This window comes from Campylobacter concisus (genome assembly GCF_002913765.1).
GTDB classification, from domain to species: Bacteria; Campylobacterota; Campylobacteria; order Campylobacterales; family Campylobacteraceae; genus Campylobacter_A; species Campylobacter_A concisus_BB.
In genome coordinates this window covers 70,751-85,287 of sequence record NZ_PPCH01000026.1, presented here as the reverse complement: position 1 = coordinate 85,287, position 14,537 = coordinate 70,751, and the positions used below count along the sequence as shown (strand labels likewise).

Genomic DNA, 14,537 nt, shown 5'->3' with positions numbered 1-14,537 from the left:
AATTTTGAGTACTAGAATTTTAGGCATAGATGTCGGATCATTTCAAATTTGCGCCGTTATAGCAGAGCAAAATGATGATGGCATAAAAATAATAGGAATAGGCACAGAAAAAGCACAAGGTATAAAAAAAGGTGCTATAAATAACATTGAATTAGCTGCAAAATCTATAAAAAATGCACTCATAGAAGCGCAAAAAGTTGCGGGAACACACTATGAAAGAGTAGTAGTTTCGATATCTGGAAAATATACTAAAAGCGTAAATAGCAGTGGCGTAGTAAATATACCAAATCATGAAATAGGCATAAAAGAGATAGAGCGTGCTATGCAGATGGCAGATCACAATGCCGAGACTTCACCAGAATACGAAAAACTTCACGTCTTGCCTTACAACTTTAAGGTGGATGGACAAGAATTTATAGAAGACCCTATCGGCATGAATGGCACTAGACTTGAAGTGCAAACTCATATCATAAGTATCCAAAAATCACAACTAAGCAACCTAAGAAAGGCTGTAAATTTAGCAGGTGTGCAGGTTGATAACGTAGTTCTTTCTGGTTACGCTTCAGCCATAGCAACACTAACAAAAGACGAAAAAGAACTTGGTGTTGCGCTTATAGATATGGGCGGCGAGACATGTAATATGGTAGTGCATGCTGGAAATTCACTAAGATATAACTCATATCTACACGTTGGCTCTGCAAATATAACCATAGATCTTTCAATGGCGCTTCATACTCCTTTGCCAAAAGCTGAAGAGATAAAACTAGAATATGGCAAACTGGTAAATAAATCAGTTGATCTTATCGAGCTTCCAAGACTTGGTGATGAGCAAAAGACTCACGAAGTTTCACTTGATGTTATATCAAATGTCATCTCAGCTAGAGCAGAAGAGACTGTGATGGTGCTTGCAAATATGCTTGAAGATAGTGGATACAAAGATCTAGTTGGCGCTGGCATAGTACTAACTGGCGGCATGACAAAGCTTGATGGGCTAAAAGACCTAGCTTCTGCGATATTTGACAACATGCCAGTTAGGATCGCTAGACCAAAAGAGATGGACGGCCTATATGAAATTTTAAGAGATCCAGCAAATTCTTGTGCCATAGGACTTTGCATGTATGGCGCTGGTGAATTTACACCTTATGAGATAGACTCAGAAAAAAAGATGAGGTATAAAGGTGAGTTAAGATCAAAGCCAAAAGCAAATTTCAATATTTTTGAAGAAGAGAAAAAAGAGAAATTTGAAACAAAAAAACAGGATAAAGATGATTTTGAAGAGGGCATTGAGCTTGTAAATATGGATATAAATTTAGAGCAAACAAACAACAAAAACGAGCTTGCAAATATCGCTGATATAAGTAAGCAAGAAAAAAAACCAAGTGCTTTAAAGAAATTTTGGCACAGCATGACACAACTATTTTGAGGAGAATTTTTACAATGAGCAACAGTTTCACAATCGAAGAGAACAAGAGCCTATATAGCGCAAAGATAAAGGTAGTAGGCGTAGGTGGTGGCGGTGGTAATATGATAAACCACATCATAAGAGAGAATCCAAATTTAGACATTGATCTAATGATAGCAAATACAGATGCTAAGGCACTTGACAATTCTCCTGCACACACAAAGATACAGCTTGGTGAGAAAAAGACAAAAGGTCTTGGCGCTGGTATGAGACCAGAGGTCGGCAAAGAAGCTGCACAAGAGAGCTACGAAGAGATAAAAAGTGCTCTTGAGACTTCTGACGTTGTGTTTATCGCTTCAGGCCTTGGCGGTGGTACAGGCACAGGCGCTGCTCCAGTTGTTGCACAAGCTGCAAAAGAGATAGGTGCGCTAACAGTTGCTGTTGTGACTATGCCTTTTTCATTTGAGGGCAAAAAACGCAGCAAGCTAGCTGATATCGGTCTAAGCGAGCTTAGAAAAGAGAGCGACTCTATCGTTATCATACCAAACGACAGACTTTTAACTTTGATAGATAAAAAATCAGGCATCAAAGAGAGCTTTAAGATGGTTGATGAAGTGCTTGCAAGAGCAGTAAATGGTATGTGCTCTATTGTGCTTGACTCTGGTGTTAGCGATATCAACCTCGACTTTGCTGACGTAAAAACAGTTATGAGTCACAGAGGTCATGCTTTGATGGGCGTTGGCGAGGCTTATGGCGAGGGTGCGGCTCAAGAGGCTATCAAAAATGCTATCCAATCACCACTACTTGACAACATGAACATAAACGGAGCGCTTGGCGTTTTAGTTCATTTTAAAATGCATCCAAACTGCTCACTTGATGATCTTCATAGCGCGATGTCAATGATCGAAGAGGCATCTGATGATGATGCTGATGTGATCTTTGGTACAACAACTGATGAAAACATAGAAGACAATAAAGTCGAAGTTACTATCATCGCAACAGGTTTTAAAGGTGCAGAAAAAGAAAGCGAAGAAAAAAAAATAGCCCAAGAGCCTGAAAACGATCTTCTAAATAAAAATATCGTTTTAAAAAGAAGAGTAAGTGGTGGATATAACAGCGATGAGTATATCTCTCAGCTAGATATCCCATCATATCTTCGCCACCAAATGGACTAAGTCCTAACTAAAAATTCTCCTGTTAAATTGCAAGTTTATCTTGCAATTTACCTTTTTATATATTCAAATTTTAACCATTATCTAGCAAACGCCTAAAATTATCTTCTATAGCTCGCATTTTTAGTTTTTACTTGTATAAATTTATTTGTAAATTTATTAAAGAGCTTAAGCAGACCAGGCAAATTTAACTACTCTTTTATGATATTTTTAAAATTTGAAGTAGAAGTTTAAGAAGAAAAGCTAGAAATTTGCTAGCTAAGCTAAATTTCTAGCCAAATTTATTAATTCACTCCAAGTTGTGCTTTTACAAAGTCACTTGCCATTTGGATATTCCACTCTGGCTCCCAAACTAGGTCGATCTCACACTCTTTTACACCCTCCACTCCAAGCACAGCCGTTTCAACCCAGCCAAGTATCATCTCATGAAGCGGACAAGACTTGGTTGAAAGCGTCATCGTTACCTTTGCTTTGCCGTTTTCATCGCAGCTTACGTCGTATATCAGTCCAAGCGAAACGATATTAAAGCCAACCTCGGGATCGACGATATTTGATAGAGCATCATAAATTTTTTCTTTCATTTTTTATCCTTTAAAACCAGTAAATTTAAAAACATTTATCATATTTACAGCAAGCAAAATGATGCTTAAAGCCATAAAAATCATACTTGCATAGACCAAATTTCTCATCTCAAAGCTAACTGCCAAAGGGTAGCAAACAAGCGAAATGGCATTAAAAACTATGGCGTAATAAGCCGCCTTTTTTAGTATCATCGCATCGAGCAGTGGCACTTTTGCCTTGCCAACAAATGGAGCCACATAGTGATACCAGATGAGAAATGGCGCGATCTTATAAAGATGAGCCACGATAAAGGCAAACAAAAAGCCATATATCATAAAAAATGCGGCCAAATTTAGCTTTTCAAAAATCATAAATATAGCAGCCACAAACAAAGCAAGCAGCGAAAGAGCAATATTCACGTTCCAGTAATCATACGCCTTTCTCACGCGCTTTTTCAGGATATAAAACGCCTGAGATATAAAGAGCAAAGCCGCCACAGCCACCGCAAAAATGGCTAAATTTTCATCAACCGCCAGCAAAACCCCAGCCAAAATATAAACGGCAAGAGATGCTTTGCTGAGTGTAAATTTAAGATCATGCGCCAGCGCAAACATCGGTAAAAGCACGCTTGCAGCCCCAAGTATCACGAAAAATACAAAGCCAAGCACGAAATATACATGAAATTTTAACGTCATAGTAAAATCAAGCATAAGCGTGCCGCCAAGTATCATCACTAGGCAAAATCCAAGCGTTATGCCAACTAGCAAAAATATCGCCGAGACAAAGAGTGCAAAGGCAGCGAAGCTTCTTTTTTGATTATCCATAAAGCTTAGCGCATAGGTCGAGCCAAAAAAGAGAAGTGCACCAAAGAGAAAAGCTCCGCTGATATGTAAAATCCTAGCCTCGCCAAATATCATCGCATAGCTCATAGCAAGCAGCGACAGACAAAAGATGGCTAAATTTAAAATAGCCCCTTTGACCGTGAAAAATGGCTTTTCTAAGATGACTGAGGTTAGCTGATAGAGCGCTCCGATGATGATGCTCATCACAAAGCCCACGAAAAATATATGCAAAAAGCCAGCCGTGTTTATCGAGCTAATCGCCTCAAAATCAGCGTAAAAAAAGGCTCCAATGCTAAGTGCTAAGAAAAAAATGCCAGCGATAAAGTAGCCGCCAACTAGTTTAAATGGCGGCGCATAGGTATTTAAAAGCATCTTAGTGGCAAAGGCTGGTGTCTATGTTTTCTATGCTCGCACCCTCTTTTAGGCTAAAAGTCATCTTCACAGCCCCGCCTTCTAGGTCCTCTCGCTTAATGTCAAAGCTCTTTTCTATCTTTGGGATGAGCCCAGCTGGAAATTTGTGATTTACCATCACGATATTTATGTTTTTATCAGCAAATTTTATAGCCAAAAGCGCGTTTATCATAGGCTCTGGCGGCACGCAAGGACGTGAGTCAAAGCCCACAAAGCTTACACCATTTTCACTAAATTTATAAAAAGGCACCGTCGCACCATCGACGCTAAACTGCTCTGCATTTTTGAAAAATTCACTCATTTTTTCTCCTTTTGATTTTGGAGAATTATACTCTGATTAAACTTTTCAAAACATTGATTTGCTTCAACAAAAGGCTACTTTACGTAGGGGATAAACTCCTCGTATCCAAGCCTAGCCATATCCTCAAGCGGTATAAATTTAAGACTAGCGCCATTTATGCAGTACCTTAGCCCACCCCTATCACTTGGCCCATCTTCAAATACATGCCCAAGGTGCGCGTTGCTGTTTTGAGACCTAACTTCTACCCTTTTCATCATAAATGAGTTGTCCTCGCTATATGAAAGCGCCGTTGTCGTGATAGGCTTTGTAAAGCTTGGCCAGCCACACCCTGCATCAAATTTATCAGCGCTTGAAAAGAGCGGTTTGCCACTGGTGATATCGACATAGATGCCCTTTTTGTCAAATTTATCATACTCGCTGCTAAATGGCCTCTCAGTCGCCGCCTCCTGCGTCACGGCATACTGCTCGCTGCTTAAATTTTTCTTTAGCTCCTCTTTACTAAGTGGTTTAAATTTAGCCTCATCATAAAGCGGCTTATTTGCCAAATTTAGATCGATATGGCAGTATCCAAAAGGGTTTTTGTCAAGATAGTCTTGATGATACTCCTCAGCAATGATAAAATTTTTAAGAGGTGCTACCTCAACCACGATCTTATCTTTAAATTTCTTTTGCTCTATCTTTATAAAGCTCTCAATAACTGGTAGATCATCCTTGCTAACATAGTAAATCCCGCTTCTATACTGTCTGCCGACATCATTGCCTTGTTTATTTAGCGAGGTCGGATCGATCACTCTAAAAAAATGAGCCAAAATTTCAGCCAAAGCGACCCTATTTTCGTCAAATTTCACATAAAGTGTCTCAGCGTGATCGCTCTCATGTAGCTCACGGTAGCTCGTGTTCTCGCTCTTACCATTTGCGTAGCCCACTTTTGTATCTACCACGCCAAATATCTTTTTAAAATATCCCTGCATGCCCCAAAAGCAGCCACCTGCTAAATAAATTTCTTTCAAATTTTGCCCTGCCATCGTCTGCTCCTTTAAAAACTCATCTTTTGCCATTAAATTTACACCCAAAAGTACCGCCAAAACCAAGAGAAAATTTAATATCTTTTTCATGCGAGCTCCTTTTTTTGAAGGATTATATAAAATTTAAAGTTATAAAGTGTGAAGTAAGGGGCAAAGCGCCCCTAAATTTTAGTGTAAGAAGTGTCTAACGCCAGTAAAGTATAGCGACATGCCGTGCTCATCGGCAGCCTCTATCACCAACGCAATTACCATTCGTTACTATATTTTACTAGAATCAATAACATACCCCTGTCGTGTTAATTCTCTAATTAAATTTGTAGTAACATCTTCAATCTTATTTTTAAACGGTATGTATATTAAACCTTGAATATCTGATGGTTTTTCAAAATTATCTACCTCTTTTAATAAAATAGCAACTTTTTCTCTACCGAGTCTTGCTAAAAACATTCCAAGCTCTAACACAACATTTTGTCTTACTCTTGACTTGCATACATCCTCGTTTTTGCTTTTTCCATCATCATCTGGAGTTGCTAAAACAATAGCATATCCAACATCCTTAGAATATTCCTCTAACTTTTCTATAATTGTCTTGCCATTAGATGCCTTTTGGTCTAAAATTATTGGTTCTAAATCCCAACGTCTTAAAAGAGCTTCTAGTTCTATTTTTGCATGTTCATTGTGTCCGTAAACAACAAAAATTTTTTTTACTTTCTTTTGAAATGAGCACTCTAAAATTTCTTTTACTATATCTTGATTTTTTCCCTGCAAATTAAATTTTCCAGTGTTAAAATAATTTATAATGCACCCATTATCTAGTATAAGCTGTTTCCCACATTGAATTTGTCGCTCTTCTTGAATTTTTATATCTTCTAATTCTTGAATTTTTTTACAATCTCTTCATACTTCATAAATATACCACCCCTAAATTTTAGTGTAAGAAGTGTCTAACGCCAGTAAAGTATAGCGACATGCCATGTTCATCGGCAGCCTCTATCACCTCATCATCTCTGATGCTGCCGCCTGGCTCGATGACGCATTTTACGCCCACTTTGCTAGCGATGTCGATGCTATCTCTAAACGGAAAGAATGCCTCGCTTGCAAGCACGCAGCCACTTAGATCGATCTTTAGCTCTTTTGCCTTTGCCACGGCCGCACGAGCAGCATCCACACGGCTAGTCATACCCATGCCAATAGCCACCATAGCGCCATCTTTTACATAAACTACGCAGTTACTCTTCGTTAGTGCAGCCACTTTCCACGCTATCTGAGCGTCTTTTAGCTCGCTACCAGTTGCAAATTTCTTGCTCATTTGTTTCATATTTTCAAGCTCTTCATCTTTTACGAAGTCTCTTTCTTGAAATACAAATCCACCATCGATATGCTTAAAGTCAAATTTATCATTTGCGCGGACTAAAAATTTATTATCCTGAGTGAAAATTTTGATGCGCTTTTTGCTCTCAAATACCTTAAGCGCGGCATCATCGACATTTGCAGCGATGATTACTTCAACGTAAATTTCATTTATCTTTTTAGCCAGCTCCTCATCAAGCGTGCCATTTATCGCGACTACGCCGCCGTATGCTGAGATCGGATCGCACTTAAGCGCTGCGACGTAGCTCTCAAGCAGCGTATCTTTTACTGCAAAGCCGCAAGGGTTAGCGTGCTTGATGATAGCCACTGCTGGTGCATCATCAAAGCTAGTTGCAAGCATTAAAGCGCCATTTATATCGGTCATATTATTGAAACTTGCCTCGCCTTTTAAGGCTCTAAAGTTGTTTGTGAAGAAATAATCAAACTCATAAAGCGCGCCTTTTTGGTGTGGATTTTCGCCGTATCTAGTGTCAAAAACCTTGCTTCCCACGATAAATCTAGCATCACCAAAACCGCCATTAAATCTATCATTCATATAGTTTGCGATCATGCTATCATAGGCTGCTGTATGCTCGAACGCCTTTATCATCAGCGATCTTCTAAACTCGTAATCATCGCTTTTTTCTCTTAGGCGCTTTAAAATTTCATCGTAGTCAAGCACGTTTGTGACTATAAGCACGTCTTTAAAGTTTTTAGCAGCGCTTCTTACCATAGCTGGGCCGCCGATGTCGATATTTTCGATGATCTCGGCAAAGTCATCAGTCCTAATCGTAGTCTCTTTAAAAGGATATAAATTTACGCAAACTAGGTCGATGCCCTCGATGCCATGCTCTTTTGCCTGAGCCACGTGCGTAGCGTCATCGCGTTTGTGCAAGATGCCACCATGTATCTTTGGATGAAGGGTCTTTACCCTGCCTTCAAACATCTCAGGCGACGCCGTAAATTCGCTAACCTCAGTGGCTTTTACCCCCTCAGCCTTTAAAAGTTTGTAGGTGCCACCAGTTGAAAGTATCTGCCAGCCAAGCTCTTCTAGCCCCTTTGCAAACTCTACAATGCCCTCTTTATCGCTAACGCTAAGCAACGCTCTCATTTTTTCTCCTTTATTAAATTTTAAAGATATTTTCCTGCAAAAAATGAACATATGGCAACAATAACTGTCACAAAAATGCCAAGTGTTATCATCTTATGTTCAAATTTTTTGTCTAAATCTCCTCTTATTAAAAGAGTTAATTCACTAACTTGTTTTTTAGCTTCATTGTAAAATTTTCTTACATGATAATTTCTTTCAATAAACTCCCAAATTTCATAACATTGATGTTTTTCTTGCTTGACTGGATTTAAGAAAAAACTTTTTATACTATAAATACAAAAATCATCTCTAATTTTTTCCAATTCTTTAACTTTTTTAGCTTTATCTGGATCTGATACTGTATTTATAGTCTTTTCTATAAATTTTTGTGTGTTTATATTGTAAGCCAATCCTATTAAAAACAAAAGTATAAATCGCTCAGCTTTTTTATCATCGATACCAAACTTAGAATTTGATAACATTAAAAATCCACTTTCAGCAAAAACAACATCAATATCATTAGAGGTATATCTATTTTCTGATAAAATTTTCAAAGTCTTACTCCCTCTAAGCAATATTGATATCTGTTCATCATTTAAACCATTGTTTTTACCCTTAATAATATAGTATATAAAATTTTTATCTAGCTCAAAATTATTTTCATCTAATTCTTTTTTATTAGAGAAATATTTAGATAGATTTTTTATAAAATAATTTTTTTCATCGTCTTGACTACAAAATGTCTTTTCACCATCGTACTCAAAATATGAACTTTCGAGAACTAAAAAAAACAAACTAAATATTTTAAATATCTTAAAGTTTTTCTCTTCTATTTTGCAAATACTACACTCTTTTTTTACGCTTTCAAATATAAATTTATGTTCAATATCTTTAAATTCAAATTTATCTTCATTGATTTTTTCAATCAAAGAAATTTGATAGGCTGAAATTATATGAGCGCTCAATACTTCATTCTCCTGTTTTATCAAATTTACTCCGACAAACACATCGCTTTTTCAAGCACAAGTAACCCCATGGCTGTGTCTTTTTTGATATTTTCTTCTGTTAAATTTTCTAGTTTTTCTAAACTTTTGCCGCTAGCATTTACTGCAAAGTGGCTCTTTTTAACTAAATTTTGAAACTCGCCACCTGCGATATCCACACTAAAGGCATAGTTTGAAATTTGCTTGCCACTAAAATAGCTTGAACTTAGCACGCTTAAATTTACAGCCTCTTTTTTGCTAAATGCTTCACAAATCGGACTTTTAGCGCTAAATTTCACCACCTTTATGCCGCCTTCATCTGAAAATATATACTCTTTAAACTCATTTAAATTTTTAGCTCTAACTGCCTTAAAATCACCCTCTACGCCATCACTGCCAGCTAGGATGATGCTAGCAGCGCTTGTCTTATTGTATTCGCCGATCTTTTTGCCATTTTCATAAAGCGCACTATCTTTTAGCTCAAATTTAATCTTATTTCCATTAAGATCGCTCACGTTTAGCTCCCTACAAAAGCCAGCCACAGCCAAAAGCAAAATCACAAATTTCTTCATCTAAACTCCAAATTTCTCTTTTAATCGCCCATAAGCCTCATTTATCTCCTGAAGCTTCTTAGTAGAGCGCTCTATCACCTCTTTGCTCTCGCCTCTGCCCATCAAAATGTCAGGGTGATACTGCCTCACAAGCTCTTTGTAGCGAGCCTTTACCTCATCAAGGCTTGCATTTTTACTAAGTCCTAAAACCTCAAATGCATCGTTTTCTTGGCTCATCTCATCGTGATCTGCACCAAACCTCGAGCCATAGAAGCTATCAAATTTAAAGATTATCTCATCAAGCGTCTCTTTGTCGATGCCAAATCCATAAGCGATATTTCTTATAACATCTTGCTCGCTTTTGTTAAATTCTCCGTCTATATAGGCTAAATTTAGAAAAAAAGTGAGCCTAGCCACGCAGGTATCGTAGTTTAGATTAAACGCGCGCTTGTAGTTTCTAGCGGTTTCATAGGCGTTATCTACATTTTCTTTTTGGCTGTTATAGACCTCTTTTAGATACTCACGCACGCCGCTAACGCCGATAACTTTCTGGCTTAGGTCATCTAGTACTTGAGTGATCAGCCTAGCCTCTAGCTCGCTAACTCTGCCGTCACTTTTAGCGACTTTTGCAAGTAGTGAGACTAGAAATTTAGCCTCATCTACATTTGCTTGTTTCTTGCGGTTACTACCTATTTGGACATTCATAAAGAGAAATATCGCACCGCCTAATATCAGTAAAAACAGGACTCCAGACATATTACCACAAGTGATAGATCGTATTTTTTATCTTGCCATTTACCAGCTCATTTTTGCGCCATGAGCTCTCGTCGTTCATCACGTTCCAACGGCGCTCCTCAGGGCGATAAAACCAGTCTTTATCGATCTGATAGTAAATTTGCTTGCCGTTTGTCTCGATGATGTTTGCGATGTTGTTATCGTGATAGCTGTTCTCATCGTAGTCGGTAAAGGCTCGCTGTCCCATCTCTGAGTAAAGTAGCGTTAGCTCCTGAAGCATCTCGTTTAGATCATCATCCATCTTTTTGACATGCAGACCGATCTCCTGCGCCTCACGAAAGAGTATCGGATACTCGTGCGCTGGGTAGTCTGCGTTTAGACGCTCAGAAATTTCAACGATCTTTTTATCATCTTCAATGTGATATCTAAGCAGTTCAGAGCAAATTTTAAGCGAAAGCGAGCTAGCGCGATCAACCGCACCAAAAACTAGCGGATGGATGTACTCATATAGCGAGTTATAGGGGTTTGTGTCGTTTGGTCTATCTTTGTCCTGCTCTTTCCAAAGCTTCACCACACGGCTAAGCTCGTCCATCGATACGCTAACTAGCTCGTTGCCCTTATTTGTAGGGCTAAGTTCGTGTTTGAGCGAGGTATCAACTGGAGTTAGATAGGCAAGTGGCCCCATGACGATCTCGTTTGCGCCAAGCGCCATCATAGTAGCGGCTGAGGCGCAGTTTGATGGGATCAGCGCTATTAAATTTTTGCAGTAGTTTCTAAGGGTGCTAATGATCCTAAGCGCAGCTATTCCGCTTCCGCCATCACTTTTTATGAAAAGATAGGCAGTGTCTATCTTTTTGCCCTTTAAAATTTCATACATTGCGCTTGCATCGTTGCCGCAGACATTACCAGCGTTTGAGTTATAGTAGGTTATCAAAGGGGCATTTAGTCGCTTTTCGATCGCGCTTATCAAGTCTTGAGTCTGGCTAAAGAGCACTGGTGGCTTTGCCACGCCCTTTTTCTCGTTTTGCTCTACTTCCTTTTCCCCGCTTGCTTTTTCCTTTTTAGAAAACATCTCTTAGTCCTCCTTTTTTACGATTTTCGCAAACTCATTTAGATAAATTTCTCTTACGTCCTCTAAGCTCTCATCTATCTCATTTAGCTTAAATCTCTTGCCGCCACTAACACCGATCTTTTCAAATTTCACACCAAATTTAGCCGCAAGCGCTTCAAATTTAGCCTCGTCTTTCACGCCCACAACCGCTCTTGAAAAGCTCTCGTCAAAGATGAAATTTGGCTCTTTAAATTTAACTTCACATTTTACGCCGATGTTTGAGATGCTAGCCATTTTTGCCAGCGTGATAGCAAGACCGCCCACGCCTACGCTATTTGCAAACTCTAAAATTTGCTCTTTATTTGCCTCGATTACTAGGTCCCAAAGGGCTCGCTCAGCTTTATAATCAACCTCTTTTAGCTTGCCGCCAACCACGTTAAATAGAGCCTTTGCGTAAAGCGAAGCTGCAAATTCACCGCTTGTCTCGCCAAGCAAGTAAATCGCCCTGCCCTCGCTTAAAAATGTGCTTTTTAGGTTTAAATTTGCATCTTCATTTACACCAACCGTGACGATGGCTGGAGTTGGATAGACGCTTACGCCGTCAGTGTCGTTATAAAGGCTCACATTGCCACTAACAACTGGCGTATTTAGCTCACGGCAAGCCTCTTTTATGCCTTCACATCCCTCTTTAAACTGCCACATAACCTCTGGATTTTGCGGGTTGCCGTAGTTTAGGCAGTCAGTTATCGCAAGTGGCACAGCGCCGCTCATCGCTACCTTTCTACCAGCTGCAGCGACAGCTCTTGCAGCGCCGATTTTTGGATCAACGAAATTTGCTCTAGGATCGCACTGAGCAGCCATAGAGACGGCCTTTTTAGTGCCTTTTACTCTGATACTTGCAGCGCCTAAGTGACCTGGCTGTTTTATCGTATTTGTCTGGATATTTGCGTCATATTGATCGTAGATGAAGCTTTTATTTAGCACTTCAGGCTCTTTTAAAAGCTTGAAAAATGCAGTTTTGTTATCGACATTGTTTTGAATTTTTAAATTTGCTATCTCATCAAGGTATTTTGGACGTGCGACTGGACGATCAAGCACCGGAGCTGCCTCGCTAAGTGGGCCAATAGGGATTTCACCTGCAAGCTCGCCGTGCCAGTAAAGCTGCATCACACCGCTACTTGTGACCTCACCGATGATCTCAGCGTCAAGGTCCCACTTTCTAAAAATTTCAAGCACCTTTTGCTCATAGCCTTTTTTAGCGCATATTAGCATACGCTCTTGAGACTCGCTTAGCATCAGCTCATAAGGCGTCATGCCAACTTCGCGCATCGGTACGCGGTCTAAATACATCTTCATACCGCTGCCACTTCTGCCAGCCATCTCAAAGCTAGAGCTTGTAAGTCCTGCTGCGCCCATATCTTGGATGCCGATGATGTAGTCTTTTTTAAAGAGCTCTAAGCACGCCTCCATGAGCAATTTCTCGGCAAATGGGTCGCCTACTTGCACCGTTGGGCGAAGTGATTTATTTTCATCATTAAAGCTATCGCTCGCCATCACAGCGCCGCCAAGTCCGTCCCTGCCAGTCTTTGAGCCCACGTAAATGACTGGGTTGCCCACACCTTCAGCCTTGCCGTAGAAGATTTCATCACTTTTGCAAAGGCCAAGCGCGAAGGCGTTGATTAGGATATTGCCATTAAAGCTAGGATCAAAGGTAGTTTCGCCACCGATCGTTGGGATGCCCATGCAGTTGCCGTAATGTCCTATGCCTGCGACACTTCCTTTTAGCAGATATCTATGCTTTTTGGCTAGCTCGCCCTCGCCTCTTATCTCGCCAAAACGAAGTGAGTTCATGTTCGCAACAACTCTTGCACCCATTGTAAAGACGTCTCTTAAAATTCCACCAACGCCAGTTGCAGCGCCCTGAAACGGCTCGATAAAGCTTGGGTGGTTGTGACTCTCCATCTTAAACACAGCTGCGACCCCATCGCCAACGTCGATGACGCCGGCATTTTCGCCAGGTCCTTGAATGACCCAAGGTGCTTTTGTCGGAAAGCCGTTTAGGTATTTTTTGCTTGATTTGTAGCTGCAGTGCTCGCTCCACATCGCTGAAAATATGCCAAGCTCTAGCAAATTTGGCTCACGGCCTAAAATTTTTAAGATCTCCTCATACTCTTCATCGCTGATTTTATGTGCTTGTATGGTAGCTTTATCCATTGATGTAACCTTTTAAGAATTTTAAGCTATTTTACAACCTCGCTTATAAAAAGTTACTAAAAAGCCTTTTGAAATTTACTAAAACAAAGTACATTTGAGAGAATTTCACCTTGTCTCACGAGGTCACTTTCGATAAATGTTTTGTAAAAATTTTGCGTTAGCGTCTCAGCCTTAATCTTCTCTTCATCTTCGCTTGAAAGGTTGAAATAATACCTCGTCTCTCTTAGAAAAAAGCCTTGATCATTAGATATATCTGAGCTTAAGATCACTGCAAAAAAGCCATTTTTCAAAGGGCGATTTGTCACGCTTTTTACTTTTATCGCCTCTTTGCCGCTTACAAAAGCTTCGCAAACTGGCATGCTCTTTGTGCTATAAACCACGCTTTTTATAGCGCCATTTGAAATTTCATAAATTTTGATATTTTTTGCATTTATTAGCTCATCTATATCGTTAGAATTTGATAGCACAGCGTCCTTGCTGGTGTCTAGGTTTTTAACGATCATCGTTTTGATTGCGTCGCCACTTTGCATTAGCTCGCCAAGAGCGCTAAATTTGCCATTTTCGCTAGCTGCTTTTATCTCAGCCTTGCCGACAATGTTTGCAAATTTATTAAAATCATCTAGGCTATTTTGAAACTTATTAAATTTCATCTCATGCAAAGTTTCGTTATTTTCAAGGTAGAGTAAATTTGACTTTTCGCTTGGCGCTAAAATTTGCCTGCCCGCACACCCTGCAAATAATATAACAGCAGCTAAAAATAGAAATTTTATCCTCATTTTCCCCACACAAGATAGATATAAATTTAAATGCCCTCTAGCGCAAATGACTAGAGAGCGGCAGAAATTTGTT

General features: G+C 39.5%; 14 protein-coding genes. 2 read left to right on the top strand and 12 right to left on the bottom strand.

Going from position 1 to position 14,537, the window contains the following annotated elements; genetic code table 11:
• Positions 1-4 precede the first annotated feature (4 nt).
• Together ftsA and ftsZ are read left to right on the top strand one after the other, a co-directional pair.
• The gene (gene ftsA / locus CYO89_RS09705) at positions 5-1,423 is read left to right on the top strand and encodes a cell division protein FtsA (protein ID WP_103598133.1); all 1,419 of its coding nucleotides are present in this window, start codon (positions 5-7) and stop codon (positions 1,421-1,423) included.
• Between the two features lie 14 nt (positions 1,424-1,437).
• Positions 1,438-2,577 carry a cell division protein FtsZ gene (gene ftsZ / locus CYO89_RS09700; RefSeq protein WP_012001610.1) on the top strand — a complete coding sequence of 380 codons (1,140 nt, stop codon included), beginning with the start codon at positions 1,438-1,440 and terminating at the stop codon, positions 2,575-2,577.
• Positions 2,578-2,858: 281 nt separating this feature from the next.
• On the opposite strand, the gene CYO89_RS09695 is transcribed toward ftsZ, so the two are convergent.
• From CYO89_RS09695 to CYO89_RS09640, 12 genes are all read right to left on the bottom strand, one after another.
• Entirely contained in the window at positions 2,859-3,155 is a 297-nt protein-coding gene (locus CYO89_RS09695; RefSeq protein ID WP_103598132.1) for a metal-sulfur cluster assembly factor, read from the bottom strand.
• 3 nt (positions 3,156-3,158) lie between these two features.
• On the bottom strand, positions 3,159-4,349 hold the full coding sequence (locus tag CYO89_RS09690) for a peptidase M50 (protein WP_103598131.1): 1,191 nt from the start codon (positions 4,347-4,349) through the stop codon (positions 3,159-3,161).
• A 1-nt stretch (position 4,350) separates the two neighbouring features.
• Positions 4,351-4,689 (bottom strand): hypothetical protein, encoded by a 339-nt coding sequence (locus tag CYO89_RS09685; protein ID WP_103598130.1) that lies wholly within the window; start codon positions 4,687-4,689, stop codon positions 4,351-4,353.
• 74 nt (positions 4,690-4,763) lie between these two features.
• Complete coding sequence (gene msrB, locus CYO89_RS09680; RefSeq protein WP_103598129.1) at positions 4,764-5,804, bottom strand: peptide-methionine (R)-S-oxide reductase MsrB; 1,041 nt, start codon at positions 5,802-5,804, stop codon at positions 4,764-4,766.
• Positions 5,805-5,972: 168 nt separating this feature from the next.
• Complete coding sequence (locus CYO89_RS09675) at positions 5,973-6,482, bottom strand: TIR domain-containing protein (protein WP_103598128.1); 510 nt, start codon at positions 6,480-6,482, stop codon at positions 5,973-5,975.
• A 160-nt stretch (positions 6,483-6,642) separates the two neighbouring features.
• A complete protein-coding gene (gene purH, locus CYO89_RS09670; protein WP_103598127.1) occupies positions 6,643-8,175 on the bottom strand; it encodes a bifunctional phosphoribosylaminoimidazolecarboxamide formyltransferase/IMP cyclohydrolase in 1,533 nt (510 codons plus the stop codon).
• 20 nt (positions 8,176-8,195) lie between these two features.
• A complete protein-coding gene (locus CYO89_RS09665) occupies positions 8,196-9,143 on the bottom strand; it encodes a hypothetical protein (protein ID WP_103598126.1) in 948 nt (315 codons plus the stop codon).
• A 2-nt stretch (positions 9,144-9,145) separates the two neighbouring features.
• Positions 9,146-9,709 (bottom strand): hypothetical protein, encoded by a 564-nt coding sequence (locus CYO89_RS09660; RefSeq protein ID WP_103598125.1) that lies wholly within the window; start codon positions 9,707-9,709, stop codon positions 9,146-9,148.
• On the bottom strand, positions 9,710-10,444 hold the full coding sequence (locus CYO89_RS09655; protein WP_103598124.1) for a TerB family tellurite resistance protein: 735 nt from the start codon (positions 10,442-10,444) through the stop codon (positions 9,710-9,712).
• Between the two features lies 1 nt (position 10,445).
• Positions 10,446-11,495 carry an SDH family Clp fold serine proteinase gene (locus CYO89_RS09650; RefSeq protein WP_103598123.1) on the bottom strand — a complete coding sequence of 350 codons (1,050 nt, stop codon included), beginning with the start codon at positions 11,493-11,495 and terminating at the stop codon, positions 10,446-10,448.
• A 3-nt stretch (positions 11,496-11,498) separates the two neighbouring features.
• The gene (gene purL, locus CYO89_RS09645) at positions 11,499-13,688 is read right to left on the bottom strand and encodes a phosphoribosylformylglycinamidine synthase subunit PurL (protein WP_103598122.1); all 2,190 of its coding nucleotides are present in this window, start codon (positions 13,686-13,688) and stop codon (positions 11,499-11,501) included.
• 56 nt (positions 13,689-13,744) lie between these two features.
• Complete coding sequence (locus CYO89_RS09640) at positions 13,745-14,464, bottom strand: hypothetical protein (RefSeq protein ID WP_103598121.1); 720 nt, start codon at positions 14,462-14,464, stop codon at positions 13,745-13,747.
• Between the last annotated feature and the right edge of the window lie 73 nt (positions 14,465-14,537).